Source organism: Tissierella praeacuta, from assembly GCF_040396155.1.
Taxonomy (GTDB): domain Bacteria; phylum Bacillota; class Clostridia; order Tissierellales; family Tissierellaceae; genus Tissierella; species Tissierella praeacuta_A.
Map to the genome: position 1 here is coordinate 85879 of NZ_JBEBOY010000002.1, position 26667 is coordinate 112545.

Genomic DNA, 26667 nt, shown 5'->3' on the forward strand with positions numbered 1-26667 from the left:
TAACACATGGGAGTAGATAAAATTGAAATTTAAAGATTATATAAAAGACAAACTCTTATATATTGTTATTTATTTTATAAGTATATTTTTAGTTATAGCAGTAATGATGTTGGATATTATAATTAGAAAAGACAGATTGAATATAGCAAATATTATTTATAGTATTATTCTAGCATCTATAGGGTTAGGAGTAGTAATATTGTTGGAATATATTAAGAAAAAAAGATTTTACGCCCCGATTAACTATTGTCTAGAAAAAGATGAAGATCTCCAATATATTTATAATATCCCTGATAATATTAATAATGAATATGATTTCTTGAAGCAAATCTTAGTAAGAGATTATAATATTTATATAAATACATTGGAGAAATATAAGAAGACTACAAAGAGTCAAATGGATTTTAATAATATATGGATTCACGCAATGAAAACTCCTGTGTCTGTAATAAGGCTTATGCTAGAAAATGAGAAAGATAAAAACATAGATGAAAACACTAGAAAAAGTTATGAAAGTATAGAGGAAGAAATAGAAAAATTAGCTCATGGATTAGAGATGGCTTTATACACCCTTCGGATAAATGATTTTGGACTTGATTTTAAAGTAGAAGATATATCTTTGTTGGAAATAGTAAGAACTGTGATTAATGAAAATAAATCTACTTTTATAGTAAATTCCATATATCCTAAGGTTCTTTCGCGAGAAGATATATTTGTAAAAAGCGATAAGAAATGGGTAAAATTTGTTATTAGTCAAATAATATCTAATGCTATAAAATATTCAAAAGTAAAGGAAAGTGAAAACAAGGATATAATAATAAAGATTTATAAGGAAGATGATAATACTATAGTTTCCATAAAAGATAGTGGAGTTGGAATACCAAAGGTAGATTTAGAAAGAGTATTCGATCCTTTCTTTACAGGTATAAATGGCAGAAAGTATTTAGAATCTACGGGAATGGGATTATATCTATCTAAAGATATATGTAGTAGATTGGGACATGGTATAAATATAGACTCCATTGAAGGAGAAGAAACTATGGTTAGTATTACATTTTATAGTGGAAAGAGCATTTATAATTTATAAATAATTAATATGACAGTTTTGTAAGAGATAATTAAAACTTGAAAGGGAAATCAATATGATGATTTCCCTTAATTTATTATGATATATATAGAAAAACAAATTAGGAGGTAATGAAATGACAGTATTGCAAACTAAAGATTTATCTAAAATATATGGTAGTAAAGGTAAGGGTATATCTGTAAAAGCATTAGACAATCTTAATATGAATATAAAAGAAGGAGAATTTGTGGGGATAATGGGACCTTCCGGCAGTGGTAAAACCACATTGTTAAATATCCTTGCTACTATAGATTCCCCATCTTCTGGAGAAGTTTTAATAAATGGAGAAAATCCTTACAGGTTAAACGAAGATAAGTTAGCTATATTTAGAAGAAAGAATTTAGGATTTATATTCCAAGACTTTAACTTATTAGATACATTATCAGTAAAAGAAAATATTATACTTCCTTTAGTATTGGAGGGGTATCTAAAAAGAGAAATAGAGAAGAAACTAGATGAAATAACATCAGTATTAAATATCAAAGAGATTTTGGATAAAAGAACCTATGAAATATCAGGAGGTCAACAACAGAGAACTGCTTGTGCAAGAGCATTGATAAATGACCCTGCCATTATATTAGCAGATGAGCCTACTGGAAATTTAGATTCTAAAGCATCATTTGATTTAATGAGCTCCTTAGAAAATATAAATGAAAAAAGGAAAGCTACTATAGTAATGGTAACACATGATGCCTTTGCTGCAAGTTTTTGTAAGAGAATAATAATGATAAAAGATGGAAAGTTCTTCGCTGAAATAGTTAAGAGTTCTAATAGACAGATATTCTTCAAAGAAATATTAGATGCCCTATCCCTTCTTGGAGGTGGATATAATGAAAATCTCTAATATGGCTCTTAGTAATGTTAAAGGGAATTTATATAGATATATAATGTATTACTTAAGTAATTCCTTTGCAGTTACAGCATTTTTCATATTTTCCAATTTTGTATTTCATCCTTCATTAGAGATTAAAAATATAGGGGGTAGTGGTGTATCTTTAATGGGTGTAGTTAATAGTATGATAGCTTGTCAAGTTATAATAGTAATATTCTCAGTATTATTTGTAAGCTATTCTACTTCCATATTTCTAAAATCTAGGGGAAAGGAATTTGGACTTCTTTCTTTATATGGAATGACTAGGAAGCAAATAAAGAAATATGTTTTCATAGAAAATACTATAATCTCTGTTTTTTCCATAGCAACTGGTATATTGTCAGGAGTAGTATTTTCAAAACTGTTTCTTATGGCAATGGAAGCATTTATGGATATAAGTCTTCCATTTAATATATCTTTTAAGTCATTGGGACTTACAATTTTAATCTTCTTTGCCTTATTTGAAACAGTAAGTCTTCTAATGCTTTTTAAAATAAGGAATAAGGAAATAATACAACAAATTAAAAGTAGTAAAATACCTAAGGAAATACCAAAGTTCTCAAAGGCAAAATCAATTATTGGTGTTGCTCTGTTGGTATTAGGCTATGGTACAGCTTGGTTTGTAAAAGGGGCATTAGTGCCTTTGGCTATGTTGCCAGTTATATTTATAGTCATAATTGGTACTTACTTTACATTTACCCAATTTAGTATAGCCGTAGCTAATAAAATCCTAAAAAACAAGGATATAATTTATAAAAAAACTAATCTAATATCATATTCTCAAATGATATTTAAATTACAGGATACAGCTAAGGTTCTATTTGCAGCAGCTATTTTAGGAGCAATTACATTTACCGCTACAGAGACTATATATTCTTTCTTTACAGAAATAGCAAATCTATCAGGAATTGATACACCAGAGGATATTGCAATAATCCAAAAAGGAGAAACAGTAGGTGATATCAATAGTATAGATAGAATAAATGAGATATTAGAAAAACATGATTTAAAAACTAAAGAGATATATACAGTTAAAAATATATTGGTTAAAAATGAATCTAATAAGGATAATTCTGATATTAAAGAAAAAATTTTAATTATGTCTAATACGGATTATAATAAATTAGCAGTTTCTCAAAATAAGGAGGAGATTATGGTAAAAGAAAATGAAGCAGTATATAATTTCCCTTATAAGGCATTTGGCTATGATGATAATCCAGAGAAAATAAAAAGATATCCGCTTGAAACAGCAAAATTAAGTTTAAATGGAGAAGTAAATGAATATAAGGTAAATGAGGAAATCCATGATAGTATTATGGCTTTAGGTAAATTAGGATATTTTGATGCATTTATATTAAATGATAAAGACTATAACCATCTATTAGAAATATCTAATGAAGATAATATGGTTATATATAATGGTATAAAATTAGATAAGTGGAAAAGCTCCTTTAATGCATCTGTAGAAATAAGAGATATGCTAGGTGACAAATACCAAGGCAATTATTATGCTAAATCAATTCCATATAAAGATATTAGAAATAACTTTGGACTTACATTATTTATAGGATTCTTTATAGCATTTTTATTTTTCATAGCTTCAGGTAGTATAATATATTTCAAATTATTTAACGAAGTAAAACAAGATAAGGTAGAATATGATATACTAAGAAAAATTGGAGCAACAGAAAATGAAATAAATAAAATAATTACAAAGCAAATAGGAATTATATTCTTTTTACCATTTGTAGTTAGTACTATACATTCCTTGTTTGCACTGAAATCCCTTTCTAATTTACTTGAGAGAAATCTATTTACAAATGGACTTGTAGTTGCATTTGGATATTTAGTGTTTCAGATGATTTATTTTATTATAATAAGGATAATGTATATAAGAAAAGTAAAATATAATTAGAACATAGTCAATAATTAAAAGTGAATAGTGTAAAAAATGGAGTTCTGAAAAGAACTCCATTTTTTTGTAGAAATATTTGTCAAAATAGTGTATTCTTATAAGAATAATAAAAATAATTAACAAAGAATAATTGAAAGATAATATTCATTATTTTTTAATATTTTCATTGTTAACGGTTAGCTGATATAGGAGGTAGATGAACTATGCTAGGAACAATAGTAAATGTTGCGGCAATTATAGTAGGAGCATTATTTGGAATAGGGATTAGAAAAGGTATTAAAGAGGATTATAAGAATACAATAATGGACGGAATAGGTCTTTCAGTTATAGTTATTGGTGTAATGGGAGGCATTAAGTCTGATAATATTATTTTAGTAATAGGCAGCATAGTATTGGGAAGTATAATAGGAGAAGTTATTGGTATAGAAAATAAACTTGATAATTTAGGAAACTTTCTTCAAAGTAAATTTGGAGGAAAAGATAGTAATTTTTCTAAAGGATTTGTAACAGGCTCTTTAGTTTACTGTGTAGGAGCAATGGCAATAGTAGGATCTCTTGAATCTGGCATACAAGGAAGTCATGAGACTTTGTTTGCAAAGTCAATCCTAGATGGTATTTCTTCTATAATATTTGCTTCAACTTTAGGTATTGGAGTAGCATTTTCTAGTATTCCAGTATTTATTTATCAAGGAAGCATTACTATACTAGCCAATTCAGTAAGGAGTTTACTTACTCCAGAAGTAGTAAATGAAATGTCTTCAGTAGGGGGATTATTAATTATGGCAATAGGAATAAATATATTAGGAATAAAAAAGATAAAGGTAGGAAATATGTTGCCAGCAATTTTTATTCCTGTTATTTACTATATCCTAGTAAATTTGATTAATTTCCTAAGATAAAAAACTAAAATAAGAGATAGGGATAAGTGAGAACAAAAATACTGGCATAAGATTAATAAAGCAGATGGAGATGGCAGTTGGTATAAATATAATGAATATAGAAAATTAATGTTAGATGCTGGAGAATTACTTGTAAAAGGCACATATGAGTGATATTATGGGAATACCTAAGGTGTTCCCATTTAATTTATTTGCATATATTGAGAAGATTAGGAGATTTAATAAGATAAAAATAGAAAATTAGAGAAAGTATAAGATTAATGGATTAAAACACATATTTTAGTAAATAATACCTAAATATAGTCTAATTTCAGACTTGATTAGATGATTTCATTTAAGTAACATATATATTGTAAGCGTTAGCACTCATTGACAGTGAGTGCTAATAAAATGAAGGATAAAATTAATATTAACATAAGGAGGTAATATAATGAACCTTAAACCATTAGGTGATAGAATTGTAATTAAAAAGGTTGAAGTTGAAGAAAAAACAAAGAGTGGTATAGTTTTACCAAGTACTGCTAAGGAACAACCACAAATGGCAGAAGTAGTTGCTATTGGTGCTGACATTACAAATGATGAAAAGAAAAAAGACCAAATTAATGTTGGAGACAAAGTAATATTCTCAAAATATGCTGGAACAGAAATCAAAGTAGATGGCAATGAATTAACTATATTAAAGTTAGCTGATATTTTAGCAGTAGTGGAATAAAACTAATTGTCAATTTTAAATTTACAAAGTAAATTAAAAAGGAGTGTGGATATAAATGGCGAAGGAAATTATGTTTGGCGAAGACGCACGTCGTGCCATGGAAAGAGGTATAAATCAATTAGCAGATACTGTAAAAGTTACATTAGGACCAAAGGGAAGAAATGTAGTATTAGATAAAAAATTTGGTGCTCCACTTATTACAAATGATGGTGTAACTATAGCTCGTGAAATAGAATTAGAAGATAAATATGAAAATATGGGCGCTCAACTTGTTAAAGAAGTAGCTACAAAAACTAATGATGTAGCAGGAGATGGAACTACAACGGCTACTCTACTTGCTCAAGCTATTATTAGAGAAGGATTAAAGAATGTAGCAGCAGGTGCAAACCCAATGATTCTTCAAAAAGGAATTAAATCAGCTGTAAATACTACAGTAGAAGAAATCAAAAGATTTTCTAAGAAAGTTGAATCAAAGGAATCTATCGCTCAAGTTGCTTCAATTTCAGCTGGAGATGAAGAAATAGGTAACTTAATAGCTGATGCTATGGAAAAGGTAGGTAATGATGGAGTTATAACTGTAGAAGAATCTAGATCTATGGGAACTACTTTAGATGTAGTAGAAGGTATGCAATTTGATAGAGGATATGTATCAGCTTATATGGTAACTGACACTGAAAAAATGATAGCAGAATATGAAAATCCATATATATTAATCACTGACAAGAAGATTAGCAATATCCAAGAAATCCTTCCAATCCTTGAACAAATAGTACAATTAGGTAAACCACTTGTAATTATTGCTGAAGATATCGAAGGAGAAGCAATGGCTACATTAGTAGTTAATAAATTAAGAGGAACATTTAACTGTGTTGCTGTTAAGGCACCTGGTTTTGGAGATAGAAGAAAAGAAATGTTACAAGATATAGCAATTTTAACAGGCGGAGAAGTAATATCAGAAGAATTAGGATATGACTTAAAAGAAGCTACTATTGAAATGTTAGGTAGAGCAGCAAAAATTAAAGTAGATAAAGAAAATACTGTAATAGTTAATGGAGAAGGCAATCAAGAAGAAATCCAAAATAGAGTTAAACAAATTAAAGCTCAACTTGAAGAAACTGAATCAGAATTTGATTCTGAAAAACTTCAAGAAAGACTTGCCAAATTATCAGGTGGAGTAGCAGTAATCCAAGTAGGTGCTGCAACTGAAACTGAATTAAAAGAAAGAAAACTTAGAATAGAAGATGCTCTTGCAGCAACTCGTGCAGCAGTAGAAGAAGGAATTGTACCTGGTGGTGGAACAGTATTAGTAGATTCAATACCAGCTGTAGCTAAATTACTTGAAAATGCTCATGGAGATGAGAAAACAGGTATTAGCATTATTCTTCGTGCATTAGAGGAACCAGTTAGACAAATTGCAGCTAATGCTGGACTTGAAGGTTCTGTAATAGTTGAAAAAGTAAGATCAGAAGCTGATGGAATAGGATTTGATGCTCTAAACGAAAAATATATAAATATGATTGAAGCAGGTATAGTTGACCCAACTAAGGTAACTAGATCAGCATTACAAAATGCTTCATCTGTAGCATCTATGGTACTTACTACAGAAGGTGCAGTAGTAGATATAGAAAAAGAAGATCCAATGGCATCCATGGCAGGCATGGGGGGCATGGGTGGAATGGGCGGTATGATGTAATAAAAAAAACTTCCGAAGGAAACTTCGGGAGTTTTTTTGCATATATTTACATATGGATTGAAATATAATTAGTTAGGAGGCTTTATATGATTCTTATTATAAATAAGAGGAAATTAATAATTATTTTTTTAGTAATCATTATAATTTGCTTTATTCTCAAATTTGCTTTCACGGAAAGATATGTTGAGACAAATACTATTCCCAAGGGATATATTGCCATAGTCATAGATGATTTAGGCAATAACGATGAGGGAACAGAGGAACTAATTAAACTTGATATACCTATTACTGCAGCTGTAATGCCTTTTCTTGAATATAGTGAGGTAGATGCAAAAAAGGCCTATGATGCTGGAATGGAAATAATATTGCATTTGCCAATGGAACCAGAAGTAGGTGACCCAAATTGGTTGGGACCTAGAGCAATAAAAGCTGGCTTTTCTAATGATGAAGTTAAAAAAGTTGTTTATGATGCTTTGGAACAAGTAAAATGGGCGAAGGGAATCAATAATCATATGGGATCTAAGGTCATGAAGAATGAAATGACTATGAGAGAAATACTAAATATAGCAAAGGAAAAAGATATTTACTTTTTAAATAGCAGAACAGATGAATCAACGATTTGTGAAGAACTAAGTAGAGAAATAGGAGTGGAATATTTCATAAGAAATATTTTTTTGGATAATGAGAAAACAGAATATTACATATCAAGGGCTATGGAAGAACTTAGTAAGACAGCTTTAGAAAAAGGTTATGCAATAGGAATTGGACATGTAGGAGGGCAAGGAGGCAAGATAACAATAGATACAATAAATAAGATGTCTAAGAAATTAAAAGAAGAAGGAATAGAATTTATATATGTATCTCAGATATCTAATATTTTAAATAAGTAATATATTTTAATTATATGATGAATGAGATTTTATACAATTTTAAAAACTACTTTATGCTGTTAATGAAGATAAAAAGGAACTTCCTTATATTTTGTCTATGAACAAAATATAAGGAAGTTCCTTTTTTAAAAGATAAATCTTGTATCGATAAAAGACTAAAATCTTGGATATTAACTTGCTTAATTATTGAGTATGTCTATATGAGCTTTTAACATGGCAATAACTTCTTCTTTTTCTTTATTAATAGGGGAAATTTGTGACATAGTATGCTTAAAATATTCATAAAATGATTTAATCACCATATCTTCTTCAACAGACAATTGTATTTCTGATATATCCTCTGATGAGCTAAATGTTTTTAATAATACATATTGCCTTTCTTTAACTGTACAGTATATATCAATATTATTTAGAAAATTATCTATATTTTTTGGCATAAAAGCAATATTAAAATTATCATATGTTTCAAGAAGGTAGATGATATTCTGCAAAATTTCCACTATATCCTGTAATTCTAAATTAATTATCTCAATTCCAATAGAATAATTAAAATGAAATTGTTTATTGATAATTAAATATTCAATGGAATCTATACAATATATATCTGTATATTTATAATTTTGTATATTTTTTAGGAATGAATTAATTCGCCTTTCATGAATATTTAATGCTATTATTATTTCATTATCAGGGATACCCTTTTTTCTAAGAAGCTTTTCAAATAAATTTTTAGTTAGCATAAGCATACTAAAACAATATTTGTATTGAAATCTATTTCCAATACTTTCTTCAGATTCAACTAAGTCATAATAATATTCTAAGTATTTTGGTTGATATTTTATAAGGGGTAGAGTATGATTTGTAAGTATCATATTAAGGTAGTTTGTGAAAACATCTATTCCAGTTTTATTTCTTAAATAAAATCCACAGTCAATTTTAGTATCTGAAACAGTGGGAAAGCAAGATAATAAGCCGATATCAGAAACTAAAAATACTTCTCTATATATGACGTAGGTATTATATATATTATAATAAGATATATTGATTTTGCCAGTTATTATAACTGGATATATAAAATCTATTAACTTTATTATTCTATTAACATTATTATCTAATTTCAATAATAGAATTACTTGCCAACCTTTATCTATGGCATTTAATAGGGCATTGCGAAAATGAATTAATTTATCATAGTCATTTATTGTACTTGTACTATTATAGGTTATATAAATTATCTTATTATTCTCATATTCTTGCTCTATTGCAATTTCAAGTAGAGATATATAAGCAGAAAAAATGTTTTCAATTCCCAAGATTATTTTGTCTTCATCTGATAAACTTACACTTTGATTTAGAAAATTAATATTATCATGTTGATTAGAATAAATTTGTTCTTCATTAAAGGGATTAGTAATTTGTTTTTTATCTATCAATTTATTTTTTTTTTGATTTTTCTCTTTTTTTTTACACTCAATTGAGTATCCTTGTGATTCCAACAACATTTTTTTAGTTTTCTCTACTATATCCCCATGAAATTCTTTAGTTTTACACACTTTAATAAAATATTCATCTATATACCTTTCTTGAAATGAATTCTTAATATTTTTTGAAAGGTATTCAGTAATACTCTCGATATATACTGTATTATATGCAGGAATTCTTTTTCCATTAGCCCATCGATTGACAAGTGAACTATCAACATTTATAGCTTTTGCTAATTGATTCATACTTATATCCAAAGTGGAAAGTAAAAAGGATAGACATTCACCAAATTTTACATTAGTTGTCAAAGGGTTCCCTCCTTAAAATAAATGACAATAAATTTATATTATCATATTGGATATAGATAGATATATAATGTCACAACCGAGGCAATGACTTTAATGTTAATATTGTATAACTAATATGGATATTAATATATAATTATACAATAATATACAAAAAAATACATAGTTTTATATTTTACATTAATGAGGAGGAGTATGTTTTGAGATTAAAGAGTATAAAAACAAAATTAACTTTATCATATGGAGTGCTTTTACTTGTGATTTGCATAGGTTTTGGGCTTGTATCTTATGGTAGAGCATCAAAAGCACTTTCGGAAAATATTAATGAATCACTTTATCAAATTGCAAAAGAAGATGCTAAGTTTGTTTCTGAAGGTATGAAAGTACAGCTTAATGCACTTGAGGCATTGGCAGAAAGCCATTGGATAAAAAGTGATGAATTAACTATAGATGAAAAGTTAGAGTTATTAGATACTGAAGTAAAAAGAAGTGGACATATAGATATGAGTATAGCAGATATCAATGGTAATGCAAAAAATACCAATGGTGTAATCTACAATATTTCAGATAGACAGTACTACATTGAGGTGTTATCAGGCGAAAGTGCAGTATCAGATCCAATTGTAAGCAGGACGGAAAATGAAGTGGTAATATGCTATGCAGTTCCTATTAGAGATGGGGATAAGATAAAAGGAGTGCTAATTGCTGATCGTGATGGAAATGTCTTAAGTGATTTTACTAGTGATATGCAATATGGTGAAAATAGTTCAGTATTTATGATAAATAAACAGGGGACATCTATAGCTGATAAAGATAGAAGTATTGTTATGGAAATGTATAATGCTATTGAAAATGCTAAAGATAACCCTGAATTAGAAACTTTAGCTGAAATGGAGAGACGAATGATTGAAGAGGAAGCGGGAGTAGGGGAATATGTTTATAAAGGCATAACTAAATATATGGGATTCGCTCCAGTGGAAGGAACAGAATGGTTGTTAGCCATAACTGCACCAAAGTCAGAAGTTATGTCAGGAGTAAATAGTCTAGCAGTTTCTATGTTCATTGTCTCAATTATTTGTATTGCAATTGGTTTAGTTGTTACTTCATTTATAGCAATGGGTATTTCAAGCCCTGTAAGAGAGGCAGCAGATTATTTAAATATAGTAGCTACTGGAGATTTTACAGGAGTAATATCTTCAAGACTTCTTGAAATGGAAGATGAAACAGGTACCCTTGCAAATGCAATAAATACTATGCAGCAATCCGTAAAAAATATTATTGAAGAGGTCATTAATGAATCATCTAATGTAAGTGAGATGCTTATTAATATTGATGCAAATATGGGCGAGCTTAATAAAAGTATAGAAGAAATTTCTGCCACTACAGAAGAATTATCTGCAGGAACCGAAGAAAATGCCGCATCTACAGAAGAAATGAGTGCAACGACTACAGAGATTGAAAGAGCTATTGAATCTGCTGCATCTAAAGCACAAGAAGGTGCAATTATGGTAAATGAAATAAATAATATGAGTCAAGATATGAAACAAAAAGCAATAGCGGCAAAAGGAGATACAATTGAAGTGTATACAAAAACAAAGAGTGATTTGAGAAATGCTATTGAGCAATCAAAATCAGTTAATCAAATAAACGAACTATCTGAGGCAATTCTTGAAATAACTTCACAGACTAATTTATTGGCATTAAATGCTGCTATTGAGGCTGCTAGGGCAGGGGAGGCTGGTAAAGGCTTTGCAGTTGTTGCAGATGAAATTAGAAAACTCGCAGAAGGGTCTAAAAATATGGTTTCTAGGATACAAGAAGTAACTAAGGTGATCTTTGAAGCTGTGAATAATCTTTCATTTACTTCAGGTGAAGTTATGGAGTTTATTGATAAGAAGGTACTACAGGATTATGAGAATCTCGTTAATACTAGTGAAGAATATAGTCAAAATTCCATAGGAATAAATGACATGGTAAATGAATTTAGTGCCACATCTGAGGAGCTTTTAGCGTCAATGCAAAATATGGTACGAGCTATTGATGACATAGCAGTTGCCGCTAATGAAGAAGCAGAAGGGGCTACTAGCATAGCACAGGAAACATCGGTTATAACACAGATGTCAGATGATGTAATTAAATTGGCAAAATCAGCAAAAGAAAAATCTGAATTGTTATTGAAGGCAGTTTCAAAATTTAGTATATAATTAATGAATTAAGCAATAGGATATATTTAAAAAGAATAGTAGTTATATTTAAACTTCCTTATGGTGATTTCACCATAAAGGAAGTTTTTTTATATAAATATGAAAAGACGACTGTAGTTTTTGTACAAAACTACAAAGCTACAAAAGGATTAAATATTTTATAAGAAATTACAAATCTACAAAACAACTAAATATTTTATAAAAAAATGCAAAGCTACAAAATCCAATATTAATATCTTAAATACTCACAAAAAAATTAGGGAGAAAATGTAGTAGTATAAAGTCACAAATAAAAATACACAGGAGGTAATAAACGTGAAGGAATACTTAAAAGTAGCTAATGATCCAGTATTGTGGCTAATGTGTTTACCAGTAGTAACAGTAGTAGCAATTCAAGCAATTATATTTTCTAAGAAAGCATTTCAAACGGCTAGTATTGTAAAACTTACTAAAAAAGAAGCGAAGGATGCATTTAGAATAGGTGCAATATCAGCAATAGGACCTGCTGTAGCAGTATTTGTAGTAATGCTAGGCATGATGGCTGTAGTAGGAGGACCAATGACTTGGCTAAGATTAGCTATAATTGGGGCGGCACCAACAGAATTGGCCGCATCTACTATGGGTGCAAAAGCTATGGGGGTAGAATTCGGTGGAGAAAACTATGGAGTATTAGAATATGCCAATTCTGTTTGGGCAATGACTTTAAATGGTATTGGATGGCTTTTATTCGTTGGCTTATTTACTCATAAACTAGAGGGATTAAGACACAAAGTATCAAAGGGAGATCCAAAGCTTACGGGTGAAATAGGTGGTGCTGCAATGTTAGGAGCAATGGCATATTTAGTAGGAGGCCATTTAATAGCAGGTGGTGGAAGACTAATAGCAGCATTAGCAGCAGGAATATCAATGATAATCTTTGGGAAATTAGCAGAAAAACATCCTAAGATTGCAGAGTATAATCTAGGATTAGCAATGGTTGTAGGAATGGTTGTCGCAGTAGCGTATGTAGGATACTAGGAGGGATAGAAATGGAAAGTAATAAAAATCAAGCATACTATGAAAGTTTTACAAAACCAATAATTAAGACTGGAAAGTGGACTTTACTCCTTGCAGTAGCATTATGTTTTCTACCACCACTATATTTGTGGGTAAGATATGGGGCATTACCGCCATTTCGTGCAATAGTGACAGGATGGTTTTTAATATTTTCAATCTATGGAACTTATTATTTTATTGAGCCTATATCATATTTCCCAATATTAGGAATGGCAGGAACATATATGTCTTTCTTAGCAGGAAATATAGGTAATATGAGGGTGCCTTGTGCAGCAGTTGCTCAAGAAGCATTAAAAGTTGAACCGGGTTCCGAAAAAGCAGAACTAGTGGCTACATTAGGAATTGCAGGTTCAATTATTACAAATTTAATAGTGGTTACAATAGCAGCAGTTGCTGGAAATGAATTGATGAAATTATTTCCACCAGTGATACTTAAAGCTTTTGAATTTGTATTACCATCAATATTTGGAGCAATGTTTGCAATGTTTGCAGTTAAGTATCCAAAATATGGTGCATTTGCCATAGGTATAACATTATTCCTTTTAGGTGTGGTAAAGGTACTGCCAGTATATATTTTAATTCCTTTATGTGTATTCAGTACAATAGTTTTTGCTACAACTTCATATAAAAATAAAGCAAAGAAACAACAATAATAAAAAATAACAATGCATTGGAGGGGGACGTAATGAAAGATAATAGTATATTAAAACTAGTTGATAAAGATGAAACAATAGAATTGCTTCAAAAGATGATAGGCTTTAAGACAGTAAATGAGCCAGGAGACGAATTACCTCTAGCTAAGTTTATAAAAGAAAGACTAGATGATATTGGACTAGAGTCAATAGTTGATGATTTAGGAAATAACCGAGGAAATGTAATAGGAAGATTAAGAGGTACTGGTGAAAGAGAGGCATTATTGTTTAATGGACATTTAGATATTGTTCCTCCAGGAGATATTCAGTGGGATTACGATCCATATAGTGGAGAGGTAGTAGATGGAAAAATCTATGGTAGAGGTTCTGCTGATATGAAGGGTGGATTAGCAGCAATGTTTATAGCACTAAAGGCAGTAAAAGAGGCAGGATGGAAATTAAAAGGTGATTTTATTTATTCTGCTACTGCAGGGGAAGAGATAGATAGCATAGGTGCAGTAAAATTTGTACAAGATGGTGGATTAGATGAAGTAGGGGCAATAATTATTGGGGAACCAAGTGCAGGTGAAATAAATATTGCAGAAAAAGGTGCATTTTGGGTTGAGATAACCACTTATGGCAAGACTTCTCATGGGGCTTTTCCAGAGAAAGGCACTAATGCAGTAATTCATATGAATGCCCTATTATCTGAGTTAATAAGTTATAAGTTTAAATATGAAGAAAATTCAACATTAGGACATCCTACAATGAATATTTCCACTATTGATGGCGGAGTAAAGACTAATGTTGTACCAGATAAATGCAGTATTACCATAGATATGAGAACCGTACCTGGTATGGTTCATAGTGAAATTGTAAAGGATTTCGAAATGATAATTGAAAAATTATCTAAAGAAATAGATGATTTTAAAGCAGATATTAAAATATTAAATGATAGAGCAGCTGTAGAAACTAAACCAAATCATCCATTTATTAAATTAGCTGAAGAAACTGTTAAAGAAGAGTTTGGTAAAGAAGTTAAAGCTAAGGGAGTAAATTTTTATACAGATGCCTCAATATTTTTACCAGCTAAACAAATACCTTGTATATTTTATGGACCAGGAGATTCAATCATGGCTCATCAGCCAAATGAGTATATAACAATAGATAGTCTAATGGAATCAGTTCATTTTTATATAGCTATGATAGAAAGGTATCTTGTATTATAAATTATTATTTATTAATATAGGGGGAATTAGATTGGATATAACTAAAACTGCCAAAGAAGTAGGAAATAGTATTATAAACTGGCGAAGAGGCTTACATCAAATTCCTGAAATAGGATTCAACTTACAACAGACTTCTCAGTATGTAATCAAACAACTTGAAGAAATGGGAATTGAATACAAAAATAACGTTGGAATTTCTGGTATAGTAGGACTTATAAAGGGAGAAAAACCAGGAAAGACAATAGCATTAAGAGCTGATATGGACGCTCTTCCCATTAAAGAAGAAACAGGACTTTCATTTGCATCTAAGAATGGCAATATGCATGCTTGTGGTCATGATGCTCATACTGCAATTCTTTTAGGAGTAGCTAAAGTATTAAATGAAAACAAAGATAAGTTAAAGGGAAATATAAAATTAATATTCCAACCTGCAGAAGAGGGACCTGGCGGAGCAAAGCCAATGATAGAAGATGGTGCTTTGGAAAATCCAAAGGTAGATGCTATTATGGGACTTCATGTAGGGAATTTAACTAGCAATAGTAAATCAGGATCCATAATGATATCTTATAATAATATGATGGCTTGTTTAGATAGGTTTAAATTAAAGTTAATAGGAAAAGGATGCCACGGTGCTTATCCTGAAACAGGAGTAGATCCAATTGCCATGGCAGGATATTTTATATCTAATGTACAATCTATAATCAGTAGGGAATTAAGTCCCACTGATCCAGCAGTTATTACTATTGGAAAGATTAACGGAGGATTTGCGTACAATATAATTCCAGATAGTGTAGAGCTAGAGGGAACCGTAAGGGCAGTAGACCAAAGCGTAAGAGAAAATATAGCTAAGAGAATAGAAGATTTCGCAAAAGGTATTTCTGAAACCATGAGAGGAACCTATGAATATGAATATATATTTGGATATCCTCCATTAGTAAATGATGAAGAATTCACTAAGAATTTTATAGAATCTGCCAAAAAAATTATTCCAGAAGAAGACATAATTGAAATGAGAAAGCCTGCAATGGGTGGAGAAGATATGGCATATTTTTTAAATGAAGTTCCGGGGACATTCTTCTTTATGAGTACTCCAGAAGCAGTTAATGGAGAATGTTATCCTCATCATAATTCTAAATTTGATATAAATGAAGAAGTACTTTGGATAGGAGCAGCATTACTTGTTCAAGGGGCTATGGATTATTTAGAGGAAAATTAAATTTATATTTAATATCTGATAACTTCCTAGTTTCAAGGGTTAACCTAAAACTAGGAAGTTATTTATTTTTTGCCATTGTCGAAAAATGTCTTACTTATGATATAATAAAGTTATAATATATTAAATAGGAGAGAGAATATAATATGGGAGTGACAATAAGAGAGGTATTAAACACAAAGTTTTTTGCAGACTATTATTTGATTGCTGGAGAAAAAGGTTTAGATAGAGAGATACAAGCAGTATCCCTTTTTGATGCCCCAGACGGATATAAATGGGTTAAGGGTAAGGAGTTTATGCTTTCTTCTGGATATTTGTTTAAAGATAATATTTCTCTATTTAAGGAAGTGATTTTATTTTTATATAAACAAAATTCAACATGTATGGCAATAAAAAGAGATAGATATTTAAGAGAAATTCCAATGGAAATAATAGATTTATGTAATGATTTAGGATTTCCACTAATTAATGTTCCAAATAATGTACCTTGGATTGATATAATAAATGCCGTAAACTCTATTGTTATGAATAGGTATATAACTCATATTATTGATAAAAAAAATGCTGATAAGTTGGTATTGAGAAGTGATGACTTTCATAAAAAAATTGAAAAGACAATAATATGTCTTTCAGAAGAATTAAACTGTCCATTATCTATAGTTGATATTTTGGAGAAAGAAATTTTTGATTATCCTAAGAAACAATCTTTTTTGAAAGATAATATTTCTTTTAATAAGGAAGATGATTTTTCTTTTAATTATCAGAAAGAAATATTATGTGATAAATTAAATATTTATAGAATAACAAACATAGAAGATAAAGAGAAATGTCCATTTATAATAATGCCCATATTAATAAAAGGGGTAGCTGTATCAAAACTAATGGTATGGGAACATAATGGAAAACTTGATTACTATGATTTGTTTGTTTTAAGACTTAGTTATACTTTACTTTTAGAAATATATGAACAAATTTATCTTATGAACTCTTTTGAGAGACGTTTTTATGATGATTTAATTAAGTCTTTAATCAATGAGGAATTGGACTCTAAACAAAGTTTAATTAAGGCAATAAACAGTATTCAAGATTTTAAGCTAAATATAGAAAATAAGTTTGTATGTATATGTATAAAACAAGACGAGAATAATCCATCATTTTATAATGATCGAGAAAAGATATCTTCTACATTCTTATTAAATCTTTCAAAGGATAAATCTATATTTGGTATATTAGATGATAATACTATAATTCTTATATATGATGTTGAAAACTATAGTAAGGATATTGTCAAAAAGGTAAAAAAGGATTTTGATGGAATATTTAAAGAGATAAAAAATAACTTCCCAGATAGAAAGATAAAATTAGGTATAGGAGATATGGTAGAAGATATTTGCGGCATAAGAAAAAGTTATGTAGGGTCTTTAAAGGCTGTAGATATTGGTTCTTATATTTACACAGATGGAGAAATGATAGCCTATGAAGATTTGGGACCATTTGGTTTATTACGCTTAGAGAGTATTCAAAGAAAAGATTTTGATAATAATTTTAGTCAGGTATATCCATTATTAAAAGAGCAAGATAGTAAGGAACTGATATCAACATTAAAAGTTTATCTAGAAAGTGAATCAAATTGTAATATTGCTGCAAAGAAATTATTTATTCATAGTAATACAGTAAGATATAGAATTGCAAAAATACAACAAATTTGTAATATTGATTTAGAGAATCCCATAGAAAGGTTGAAAATGGAAATTACATTGAAGTTTATCGATGTATTGGCCCATTAAAAGAATCTTGATTGGATCTTTTTATTACAATAACGTTACAATTGTTAAAATATTGTTTAACTAAAATTCACATAGGTATATAATATATATCTATTTTATATAATTCTAAAAAGGGGGTTTTGCCATGCAGTATATATTTATCATAGGTGGAGTGCTAGGATTTTTAATACTCCTATTATTGTTTTGGAGGAAGGCGCCTGCAGATAAGGCAATGGTAATTACAGGTTTAAGAAAAAGGGTTTTATCAGGTAAAGGTGGATTTATGATTCCATTTTTAGAGACTTCTTGTACAATTTCCCTGGAAAACATCAGTATGACTACTGATGTAAATGAGGCACCTTCTAAACAAGGTATATTTGTAAACATTGTAGGCACAGCCATAGTAAAGGTAAACAATGAAGATACTAGTATACTTAAAGCGGTAGAACAATTTTGTAATGGGGGAGCAAAAAACACAGTTTCAGTTATTAGCAGCATGGTAGAACAAATATTAGAAGGTAAATTAAGAGGGATAATATCAACCCTTACTGTAGAACAAATAAATGAAGATAGAGCTGCTTTTGAACAAAGAATAGAAGATGATATTAGAGAGGAATTACACTCTATGGGATTATTATTAATCTCTTATTCTATTCTTAGAATATCAACTCAAGGAGGCTATTTAGAGAATAGAGCCATACCTCAAATCGCTTCAGCAAAGGCAGATGCAGATATTGCTACTGCTGAAAGAAAAAGAGATACTGAAATACGTACTGCCAATGCAGTAAGGGAAGGTGAAAGGGCAAAGCTATTGGCTGATACAGAAATAGCAGAAAGCCAAAGAGATAAATCTATAAAAGTTGAGAGCTATAGAGCAGAGCAAGATAAGGCTAGGGCAGATGCTGACGTGGCATATAAGTTAAAAGAAATTGAAAATGAATCTTTAGTAGCAGAACAACAGGCGGCGTTAGCTAAGAAAAATGCTACAGTAGTTGAAGAAAGACTTGTAGCTGAAGTAAAGAAACCAGCAGATGCGAAGAAATATGAAACTGAGGTAAATGCTGAGGCAGAGAAAATAAGATCCATAAAACAGGCTGAAGCGCAGGCTGAGGCAATAAGAATTAAGGCAGTGGCAGAGGCAGACGCATTAAAGATAGCAGCCATAGCAGAAGCAGAAGCAATTAAAGCAAAGGGTATAGCAGAAGCAGAAGCAATTAAAGCAAAGGGTATAGCTGAAGCTGAGTCTAAGGATAAATTAGCAGAAGCCATGGCTAAATATGGAGATGCAGCCATAGTAGAGTTAGTAGTAGGTAAATTACCAGAAATAATGGCAGAAGTTGCTAAGCCAATGGAACAAGTTGATAAGATAACTATAATAGATAATGGTGGTAAAGAAGGTGCGTCAAAACTTACAAAATTGGTAACTGATGTGACAACCAACGGATTTCAAACGGTTAAAGATATAACAGGCATAGATTTAACCAGTATTATAACTTCCTTTGCTAATAAGGAAAACAATGTTTTACCAAAAGAAGAGAAAAAAGAAAATGAAGATTTAGATGAGATGGAAGAAGCACTTGCAGATAATTAAATAATATATAAATAAAAAGAATTATTTTAAAGTGCACCCCAAAAGTCAGACAATAAATTTGACTTTTGGAGGTGTATTTTTATGCAGTAATATATTTTTTTCTTTCGTTATATTAATTGAATATATAATTATTGATATTATTATAAAAAGGATGTAATATTAATAAAGAAATATATTTAAATGTATTAGAACAGGGGGTGCAGTAACATAAAAAAGCATATAATCTATATATTACTTACTTATAGTGGTTCAATGCTTTCCAAGGTTATAAATAAATATACTAAAGAACCATATTCTCATGTATCCATTGCTTTTGATGAGGAATTAAAGGAATTATATAGCTTTGGAAGACTAAGACCTAGCAATCCAATTTTTGCAGGATTTGTAAAAGAAGATGTAATTAATGGAACATATGCAAGATTTCCAGAAACCACATGTGCATTATATTCCCTTGAAATTAATGAAAGACAATATAAAAAGTTAATGAAAGAATTGCAGAAGTTTAAGAGAGATGGGGATAAGTATGGATATAATTTAATAGGACTTTTAGGAGTCATGGTTAATTATCCAATTGAGAGAAAATATAATTATTTTTGTTCTCAGTTTGTGTCATCATTACTTAGGAAAAGTGGTATAAAATTAATTGACAAACATACAGCTTTAACATCACCAAGGGATTTTAGGGAATGTAAGGAATTAAATCTTGTATACGAAGGAAAGCTGCAAAATTATGGTCTACAGCAATCATATATCTATTAATAAATTATTTTAAAAAGAAGAACAAAAAGTTCTTCTTTTTTTGCAGTATTTTAATTTTACTTTGCGTTATAATTAATGAAAGGAAGGAGGGGAGATATGATTAATGAATCAGTATTGATAAAAAAGGCATTGGAAGGAGATGAAAATTCCTTTGCTCAAATAGTTGATTTGTATAAAAACTATGTATTTGCTATTATACTTAATTTTATTAAAGATTATAATGAAGTGGAAAATGTTGCACAAGAAGTATTTTTACAGGTTTATCTCTCCCTTTCAACTTACGAATCTAATAATTTTAAAGGATGGATTGGTAGAATTGCATCAAACAAGTCTATAGATTGGCTTAGAAAGAAAAAAACCAAATTTAGAGAAGAAGTAATGGAGGATAGTGAAGATTTAATAGATAATCCTAAATTTAGCCATAGTCATACTCCAGAGGAAATATTAATAGAAAAGGAAAAGAAAGAAGAGATATCAAAGTTATGTAAATCTATTCCTCCTATATATGAAGAAACTATAACAAAATTTTACTTACAGGGAAAATCATATGAAGAGATTGCGACAGAAGAAGGAACAACTGTTAAGACCATAGCTTCAAGATTATATCGAGGAAGGAATATGTTAAAAGAGAAATGGAGGGAAAGAGTATGAAACATTATGATTATGTAGAATGGGTTTTATATAAAAATAATCTTCTTGATGATGAAATCCATGAAAAAATGGAAGAACATTTACTTTTATGTGATGAATGTATGGAGATTTTTCTTTCTCTCATAGATGAAAAAGATATTGAAATGGCAGAAGCTTTTATACCAGAAGATTTTACAGATAAGGTCTTAGGCAGTATTAAAAATATTACTCCTGTAAAGAGAACAGTAAAGAAAAAAACAAAGGGAAAAGTATCTAATGATTTCTTTATATATTATGCATCAGTAGCATCAGTGGCAATTATTCTTACGGCAGGAGGATTTTTCGGAAAAGTGGTGGATACTGTGCCACAAATAGTATCAAATGTATCTATGGAAGAAAGTAGATTCAAAGCAAATAGAATATATGATATTACAGAGGAAATAACAAATAGAACCTCTCAATTTATAAATAATTTTCAATTTAGAATAAGTAAGGAGGATTAATATGAGACGAAAAAGCAAGTTTACTACATTTTTATTATCATTTGTACCCGGATTATCTCATTTTTATTTAGGATATGTCGATAGAGGATTTATCTATCTAATCATATTTGGAATGTTATGTGTAAGCTCTGTTGGTTTAGGGATTTTGATATCAGATGATGCACCGCTTCTAATTGCACTTGTAGGTGTTCCGATTATTTGGCTAGTAGCATTAATAGATGCATTTTCCACAATTAATAATATGAGATATGGTGATAGTTCACAAATAGAAAATAGTTGGGAATCAGAAGAAATGAAGTTAGCAAACAAAAAAATTATTACTTTAGCTTTATCTATGATACCAGGAGCAGGTCATATGTATTTAGGGCATCAGAAAAAAGGTTTAATATTTATGGGCGGATTTTTCTTTGCTATATTTTTCATGGGATGGTTGCAATTAAGTTTTTTACTATTTTTATTGCCTCTAATTTGGTTCTATTCTTTCTTTGATGCTTTCCATACATTAAATGGAAGCAATGTTGAAGATATAGATCTCTCAAGAGTATTACCAGTGATAAAACATGAATATATAGGTATGGGACTTATTGGAATGGGTATATTTATTGCATTACAAAAAATACTATATCCAGTTTTAGCTCCATATATAGGCTATGAAATAAGAAACTATATCCAAACATCCATAGTGTCTTTGATATTTATCATAGGTGGTATAAAAATGCTTCAAAAGAAAAAAGAAGTGGAAGATATAGAGGGGGATGAAGAGGATGAAGAGTAAACGAGTAGGTACCATATCAATGGCAATAGTTCTAATTGGATTTGGTATACTAATATTTATTGCTCAGATTAATAAAATATCAGCTGTAGAACTATCTATTAAATTTTGGCCTAGTATATTAGTTTTGCTAGGAGGAGAAATACTTTGGTTTAGCTTTAAAGAAAAGAAAGAAAATGAAAATATATCAATAAGATATGATATCTTCTCTGTATTTATTGTAATGGTTATATTAGGAATTAATATATGTATTTATGGACTTATTGAAACAGGTGCAATGAAATGGATAAAAACAAAGATATCCTTAGAAACATATAATTATGAATTACCATTTGAAGAACATAGTGTTGAAGAGAATATAGAAAAAATAGTGATTAATAGTCGTGGATATTCAAATTTAACTGTTAGAGCTGATGACAATAATAAAATAATATCTTCAGGAAATATTAATGTAATATCAGATAGTGAAGAAAATGCTAAGAAAGTACTAAATGAAGATTATATTAACATAAATAAATCAGGTAATACAATGTATATAAGCTTTAAAGAAAATTATAACTTTCAAAATCTAAGCATTACAATACCAGATAGTAAAAAAGTTGAGATAAATGGTGGTAATGATTTAGATCTAATAATTGATAGTATTAATAATGATCTTATAATAGACAATATTAATAATGTAAAACTAAGGATAAATAAAGATGCAAATATTAAATTAGAAACTACTGTTAATCATGAAGATGGTCTGAGAGGAAATGCAAAATGGAATATTACTTCAATTGGGGATGAAGATTCACCTGAATATGATAAATATAAGGGAGAATTAGTATATGGTGATGGAAAAAACAAGATAAATATACTTAATTGTTATAATATAGCAGTAGATGAAATATAAAAGAATTGAAATTATCTTATAAAATGGCTCTTATAAAATAGGCAATTATTGCCTATTTTATAAGAGCCATTTTAATATTTGGTCATATTCCTAGTTTATTATTAGCAATTAGCTTATTTAATAACTAAATTTTTAAATAGTTGTTTTAAACAATTTGTTAAATGACAATTTAAAAATAATTTTTGTAAAAAAGAAATTTAACTATCCAGATATAATATTACACTAATGGAAACATGTCTAATCAACAACTTAAATGATAAACCGAACTAAATTTTACTTGTAAATATTCATAAAAAATATCCTATATAATTCTGAGAGAGTAATATTATATTATTATCATTTCATAAGATAGAATCATAAGATGAAATAAAGTATAAAGAAACATTTTTATTTTTATATTTATTAAATCAATCCCATAAATGCTGAAAATTTAAATAGCCATAGATATGATTAATTCAAATTTTAATAAATAGCTATAAAATAAGATGAGCTGAATATTTGACAAAGCTTATTATTTATTGAATATGCAAAATGCTAAGAGCTAGTGTTCTGACTTAAATATTGCACTAGTAAATATATATATTAAGAAAGGAAATGAGAAATGGCAAATGAAAGAATATTAGAAATTAAAGATTTGCATACTGCATTTAGATTTCAAGATGAATATTTTGATGCAGTAGACGGAGTTTCCTTATCTCTACACAAGAATGAACTGTTGGCAATAGTAGGAGAATCAGGTTGTGGTAAAAGTACAGTTGCTAATTCCATAGTTGGATTACATGATAAGAATTTTACTAGGGTAAGTGGAGAGATTATCTACAAAGGTGAAAATATAATTAACTATTCTGAGGAAGAACTGAATAAAATAAGGGGCAAGGAAATTGGTTTTATTTTTCAAGATCCATTGGCGTCATTAAATCCATTACATAAAATTGGGAAACAAATAGAGGAATCCCTCATTTATCATACTGATTTGAGTAAGGAAGAAAGGCATAAAAGAATGCTAGAACTTTTAGAACTAGTAGGTATAGTTAATCCTAAGATGACAGCCAATCAATTTCCCCATCAATTATCTGGAGGAATGAGGCAGAGAGTATTGATTGCCATAGCCCTTTCATGTAAACCTAATATAATTATAGCAGATGAACCAACTACTGCTTTAGACGTTACAATTCAAGCACAGATATTAGATCTATTAACAGAACTAAAGAATGAAATTAATGCAGGAATTATTCTTATAACTCACGATTTAGGAGTTGTTGCTCAGATGGCTGATAGAGTTGCTGTAATGTATGCTGGACAGATTGTTGAGATTGCTGAGGCAAAAGAACTCTTTGGAAATCCCCTTCATCCCTATACAAGATCATTACTAGATTCAATACCTCAATCGGATTCAGTAGGAAAAGAGTTACATGTTATTCAGGGAATAGTTCCATCTTTAAAAAATTTACCAAGGGAAGGGTGTCGATTTGCACCGAGAATTCCATGGATATCAGAATCAGAACACGAGAGAAATCCAATACTTCGTGAGATTTCAAAAGAACATTTTGTAAGATGCAGTTGCTGGAAAAATTTCCACTTTGAAAATGAAGGAGGTCATTAAAATGAGTTTCTTAGAAATAAGTGATTTAAAAGTTCATTTTCCTATTCGTGGAGGTTTTTTTAATACTATAGAAGATTATACTCGGGCAGTTGATGGCGTTACTTTTTCAATTGAAGAAGGAAAAACATATGGACTTATTGGAGAATCAGGTTCAGGAAAAACCACTATCGGAAAAGCTATAGTTGGTTTAGAAAATCCAACTGGCGGAGAAATTTTATATAATGGACAAAGAGTAAACTCAAAAAGACTTAGAAAAAGATTAGGTTATAACAAAGAAGTACAAATGATATTTCAAGATGTTTTGTCTAGTTTAGATCCTAAAAAAAGAATTCGAGATATAATAGCTGAGCCAATTCGAAATTATGAAAATTTATCAAAAGAAGAAGAACTGAAAAAAATTTTAACACTATTAAATATAGTGGGAATGCCAGAAGATGCTTTATATAAATATCCACATGAATTCTCAGGAGGACAAAGACAAAGAATAGGTGTTGCAAGGGCTGTAGCTTTAAATCCAAAACTTATTGTTGCAGATGAACCTGTTTCAGCTCTTGATTTATCAGTCCAAGCACAGGTTCTTAATTTTTTAAAAAGGATACAAAAAGATTTTAATTTAAGTTATCTTTTTATATCACATGATTTAGGAGTGGTTAAGCATATGTGTGATTATATATATATTATGTATAGGGGAAGATTTGTGGAAACGGGTACGAGAGATGACATATATAATAATCCTCAACATATTTATACTAAAAGGCTAATTGCGGCTATTCCAGAAGTTGATGCTTATAATAGAGAGAAAGTCCGTGAGAATAGAATCAAAGTGGAGCAGGAATATATAGAAAAGAAAAATTTGTTTTATGACGAAAATGGCAAGGTATTTGATTTGGTTCAAATATCAAAAACTCATTATGTTGCAATAAAGGATAAGGAGGTTTTAAATAATGTGGAAAACAGTATTGCGTAGAGTCCTGTTAATGATACCTCAAATTATAATATTAAGCATAATTGTTTTTGTCCTTGGTAAAATGATGCCAGGGGATCCATTTACTGGTTTAATAACTCCAGATATTGATCCTCTAGCTCTTGAAGAATTGAGAGAGAAAGCTGGATTAAATGATCCTATACCAACTCAGTATAAAAATTGGATAGTTAGAATTATTAAAGACAAAGATTTTGGAAAATCTTATACTTATAAAATGCCAGTTGCTACATTAATTGGGGAGAGAGCTAGAAATACACTATGGTTGTCATTGTTAACATTAATACTTACATACTTAATAGCTATACCCCTAGGAATATATTCTGGCCGGTATCAGAACTCTCTCTTTGATAAAATTGTAATAGCATATAATTTTATTAGCTATGCTATACCTTCATTTATTATTTCACTAATACTTTTGTTGATATTTGGATATAGGCTTAAATGGTTTCCAACTACTGGATCTGTTGAAATTGGTATCTCAAAAGGTACATTTTCTTATTTCCTTAGCAGATTACATTACATGATTTTGCCAGCCATTGCAGGCGCAATTGTAAGAACTACTGGAACTATACAATATCTTAGAAATGAAATAATAGATGCTAAGACTCAAGATTATGTTAAAACTGCAAGAAGTAAAGGAGTCCCTATAAATAAGGTTTACACTCACCATATATTTAGAAATTCTCTGCTTCCAGTAGCTGCATTTTTTGGATTTACAATTACTGGACTTTTAAGTGGATCTGTTTTTATAGAAACTATTTTTAGCTATTCAGGTATGGGAGAGTTGTTTATTTCTTCAATTACCAGCAGAGATTATTCAGTAATGAATGCTTTAGTTTTATTGTTTGGAGTTTTAACATTATTTGGAAGCCTACTGTCGGATATAATAATGACAATTGTTGATCCAAGAATAAGAATAGAATAGGGGGTAGCGAG

23 protein-coding genes are annotated in these 26667 nt (G+C 29.7%); 22 read left to right on the plus strand and 1 reads right to left on the minus strand.

The window, feature by feature from the left end:
- Positions 1-22 precede the first annotated feature (22 nt).
- The 7 genes from ABWP20_RS01600 to ABWP20_RS01630 all read left to right on the plus strand — a co-directional run bounded on the left by ABWP20_RS01600 (position 23) and on the right by ABWP20_RS01630 (position 8106).
- On the plus strand, positions 23-1087 hold the full coding sequence (locus tag ABWP20_RS01600) for a sensor histidine kinase (RefSeq protein ID WP_353093078.1): 1065 nt from the start codon (positions 23-25) through the stop codon (positions 1085-1087).
- Between the two features lie 115 nt (positions 1088-1202).
- Positions 1203-1970: an ABC transporter ATP-binding protein gene (locus tag ABWP20_RS01605; RefSeq protein WP_353093080.1), complete on the plus strand. Its 768-nt coding sequence runs from the start codon at positions 1203-1205 to the stop codon at positions 1968-1970.
- A complete protein-coding gene (locus ABWP20_RS01610) occupies positions 1957-3912 on the plus strand; it encodes an ABC transporter permease (protein WP_353093082.1) in 1956 nt (651 codons plus the stop codon). Before ABWP20_RS01605 ends, ABWP20_RS01610 begins: the two co-directional genes overlap by 14 nt.
- A 203-nt stretch (positions 3913-4115) precedes the next feature.
- On the plus strand, positions 4116-4811 hold the full coding sequence (locus ABWP20_RS01615) for a DUF554 domain-containing protein (protein ID WP_353093084.1): 696 nt from the start codon (positions 4116-4118) through the stop codon (positions 4809-4811).
- A 430-nt stretch (positions 4812-5241) separates the two neighbouring features.
- Positions 5242-5523: a co-chaperone GroES gene (locus ABWP20_RS01620; RefSeq protein WP_353093086.1), complete on the plus strand. Its 282-nt coding sequence runs from the start codon at positions 5242-5244 to the stop codon at positions 5521-5523.
- A 55-nt stretch (positions 5524-5578) separates the two neighbouring features.
- Positions 5579-7216: a chaperonin GroEL gene (groL, locus tag ABWP20_RS01625; RefSeq protein WP_353093088.1), complete on the plus strand. Its 1638-nt coding sequence runs from the start codon at positions 5579-5581 to the stop codon at positions 7214-7216.
- An 86-nt stretch (positions 7217-7302) separates the two neighbouring features.
- Positions 7303-8106 carry a divergent polysaccharide deacetylase family protein gene (locus tag ABWP20_RS01630; RefSeq protein ID WP_353093090.1) on the plus strand — a complete coding sequence of 268 codons (804 nt, stop codon included), beginning with the start codon at positions 7303-7305 and terminating at the stop codon, positions 8104-8106.
- A gap of 179 nt (positions 8107-8285) precedes the next feature.
- Here ABWP20_RS01630 and ABWP20_RS01635 read toward each other — a convergent pair whose 3' ends face one another.
- On the minus strand, positions 8286-9896 hold the full coding sequence (locus tag ABWP20_RS01635; protein WP_353093091.1) for a helix-turn-helix domain-containing protein: 1611 nt from the start codon (positions 9894-9896) through the stop codon (positions 8286-8288).
- 197 nt (positions 9897-10093) lie between these two features.
- On the opposite strand from ABWP20_RS01635, the gene ABWP20_RS01640 reads away from it, so the two are divergent.
- From ABWP20_RS01640 to opp4B, 15 genes are all read left to right on the plus strand, one after another.
- Positions 10094-12097, plus strand: coding sequence for a methyl-accepting chemotaxis protein (locus ABWP20_RS01640; protein WP_353093093.1), 2004 nt, complete (start codon positions 10094-10096; stop codon positions 12095-12097).
- Positions 12098-12412: 315 nt separating this feature from the next.
- Positions 12413-13114, plus strand: a complete 702-nt coding sequence (locus ABWP20_RS01645) for a DUF5058 family protein (RefSeq protein WP_353093095.1) — start codon at positions 12413-12415, stop codon at positions 13112-13114.
- An 11-nt stretch (positions 13115-13125) separates the two neighbouring features.
- Positions 13126-13806 carry a hypothetical protein gene (locus ABWP20_RS01650; RefSeq protein WP_353093097.1) on the plus strand — a complete coding sequence of 227 codons (681 nt, stop codon included), beginning with the start codon at positions 13126-13128 and terminating at the stop codon, positions 13804-13806.
- A gap of 32 nt (positions 13807-13838) precedes the next feature.
- Complete coding sequence (locus ABWP20_RS01655; protein WP_353093099.1) at positions 13839-15014, plus strand: M20 family metallopeptidase; 1176 nt, start codon at positions 13839-13841, stop codon at positions 15012-15014.
- A 31-nt stretch (positions 15015-15045) separates the two neighbouring features.
- Complete coding sequence (locus tag ABWP20_RS01660) at positions 15046-16230, plus strand: M20 metallopeptidase family protein (protein WP_353093100.1); 1185 nt, start codon at positions 15046-15048, stop codon at positions 16228-16230.
- A 143-nt stretch (positions 16231-16373) separates the two neighbouring features.
- Positions 16374-18014 (plus strand): PucR family transcriptional regulator, encoded by a 1641-nt coding sequence (locus tag ABWP20_RS01665; RefSeq protein WP_353093102.1) that lies wholly within the window; start codon positions 16374-16376, stop codon positions 18012-18014.
- Between the two features lie 124 nt (positions 18015-18138).
- On the plus strand, positions 18139-19584 hold the full coding sequence (locus ABWP20_RS01670; RefSeq protein ID WP_353093104.1) for a flotillin family protein: 1446 nt from the start codon (positions 18139-18141) through the stop codon (positions 19582-19584).
- A 252-nt stretch (positions 19585-19836) separates the two neighbouring features.
- Complete coding sequence (locus tag ABWP20_RS01675; RefSeq protein WP_353093106.1) at positions 19837-20343, plus strand: hypothetical protein; 507 nt, start codon at positions 19837-19839, stop codon at positions 20341-20343.
- 96 nt (positions 20344-20439) lie between these two features.
- The gene (locus tag ABWP20_RS01680; RefSeq protein ID WP_353093108.1) at positions 20440-20994 is read left to right on the plus strand and encodes an RNA polymerase sigma factor; all 555 of its coding nucleotides are present in this window, start codon (positions 20440-20442) and stop codon (positions 20992-20994) included.
- Positions 20991-21476 carry a hypothetical protein gene (locus ABWP20_RS01685; protein WP_353093110.1) on the plus strand — a complete coding sequence of 162 codons (486 nt, stop codon included), beginning with the start codon at positions 20991-20993 and terminating at the stop codon, positions 21474-21476. The genes ABWP20_RS01680 and ABWP20_RS01685 overlap by 4 nt, the downstream gene beginning before the upstream one ends.
- Before the next feature lies 1 nt (position 21477).
- Positions 21478-22251 (plus strand): hypothetical protein, encoded by a 774-nt coding sequence (locus ABWP20_RS01690; RefSeq protein WP_353093112.1) that lies wholly within the window; start codon positions 21478-21480, stop codon positions 22249-22251.
- The gene (locus ABWP20_RS01695) at positions 22241-23143 is read left to right on the plus strand and encodes a hypothetical protein (protein ID WP_353093114.1); all 903 of its coding nucleotides are present in this window, start codon (positions 22241-22243) and stop codon (positions 23141-23143) included. The genes ABWP20_RS01690 and ABWP20_RS01695 overlap by 11 nt, the downstream gene beginning before the upstream one ends.
- 601 nt (positions 23144-23744) lie before the next feature.
- Positions 23745-24746, plus strand: a complete 1002-nt coding sequence (locus ABWP20_RS01700) for an ABC transporter ATP-binding protein (protein WP_353093116.1) — start codon at positions 23745-23747, stop codon at positions 24744-24746.
- A gap of 1 nt (position 24747) precedes the next feature.
- The gene (locus ABWP20_RS01705) at positions 24748-25713 is read left to right on the plus strand and encodes an ATP-binding cassette domain-containing protein (RefSeq protein WP_353093118.1); all 966 of its coding nucleotides are present in this window, start codon (positions 24748-24750) and stop codon (positions 25711-25713) included.
- On the plus strand, positions 25691-26656 hold the full coding sequence (opp4B, locus tag ABWP20_RS01710) for an oligopeptide ABC transporter permease (RefSeq protein WP_353093120.1): 966 nt from the start codon (positions 25691-25693) through the stop codon (positions 26654-26656). Before ABWP20_RS01705 ends, opp4B begins: the two co-directional genes overlap by 23 nt.
- Positions 26657-26667 lie beyond the last annotated feature (11 nt).

Excerpts from the sequence above, each read along its gene's own strand:
- ABWP20_RS01605 (WP_353093080.1), top strand. The coding sequence starts at position 1,203 with ATGACAGTATTGCAAACTAAAGATTTATCTAAAATATATGGTAGTAAA.
- ABWP20_RS01610 (WP_353093082.1), top strand. The coding sequence starts at position 1,957 with ATGAAAATCTCTAATATGGCTCTTAGTAATGTTAAAGGGAATTTATAT.
- ABWP20_RS01615 (WP_353093084.1), top strand. The coding sequence starts at position 4,116 with ATGCTAGGAACAATAGTAAATGTTGCGGCAATTATAGTAGGAGCATTA.
- ABWP20_RS01620 (WP_353093086.1), top strand. The coding sequence starts at position 5,242 with ATGAACCTTAAACCATTAGGTGATAGAATTGTAATTAAAAAGGTTGAA.
- groL (WP_353093088.1), top strand. The coding sequence starts at position 5,579 with ATGGCGAAGGAAATTATGTTTGGCGAAGACGCACGTCGTGCCATGGAA.
- ABWP20_RS01630 (WP_353093090.1), top strand. The coding sequence starts at position 7,303 with ATGATTCTTATTATAAATAAGAGGAAATTAATAATTATTTTTTTAGTA.
- ABWP20_RS01650 (WP_353093097.1), top strand. The coding sequence starts at position 13,126 with ATGGAAAGTAATAAAAATCAAGCATACTATGAAAGTTTTACAAAACCA.
- ABWP20_RS01655 (WP_353093099.1), top strand. The coding sequence starts at position 13,839 with ATGAAAGATAATAGTATATTAAAACTAGTTGATAAAGATGAAACAATA.
- ABWP20_RS01665 (WP_353093102.1), top strand. The coding sequence starts at position 16,374 with ATGGGAGTGACAATAAGAGAGGTATTAAACACAAAGTTTTTTGCAGAC.
- ABWP20_RS01670 (WP_353093104.1), top strand. The coding sequence starts at position 18,139 with ATGCAGTATATATTTATCATAGGTGGAGTGCTAGGATTTTTAATACTC.
- ABWP20_RS01675 (WP_353093106.1), top strand. The coding sequence starts at position 19,837 with ATGCTTTCCAAGGTTATAAATAAATATACTAAAGAACCATATTCTCAT.
- ABWP20_RS01680 (WP_353093108.1), top strand. The coding sequence starts at position 20,440 with ATGATTAATGAATCAGTATTGATAAAAAAGGCATTGGAAGGAGATGAA.
- ABWP20_RS01685 (WP_353093110.1), top strand. The coding sequence starts at position 20,991 with ATGAAACATTATGATTATGTAGAATGGGTTTTATATAAAAATAATCTT.
- ABWP20_RS01690 (WP_353093112.1), top strand. The coding sequence starts at position 21,478 with ATGAGACGAAAAAGCAAGTTTACTACATTTTTATTATCATTTGTACCC.
- ABWP20_RS01695 (WP_353093114.1), top strand. The coding sequence starts at position 22,241 with ATGAAGAGTAAACGAGTAGGTACCATATCAATGGCAATAGTTCTAATT.
- ABWP20_RS01700 (WP_353093116.1), top strand. The coding sequence starts at position 23,745 with ATGGCAAATGAAAGAATATTAGAAATTAAAGATTTGCATACTGCATTT.
- ABWP20_RS01705 (WP_353093118.1), top strand. The coding sequence starts at position 24,748 with ATGAGTTTCTTAGAAATAAGTGATTTAAAAGTTCATTTTCCTATTCGT.
- opp4B (WP_353093120.1), top strand. The coding sequence starts at position 25,691 with ATGTGGAAAACAGTATTGCGTAGAGTCCTGTTAATGATACCTCAAATT.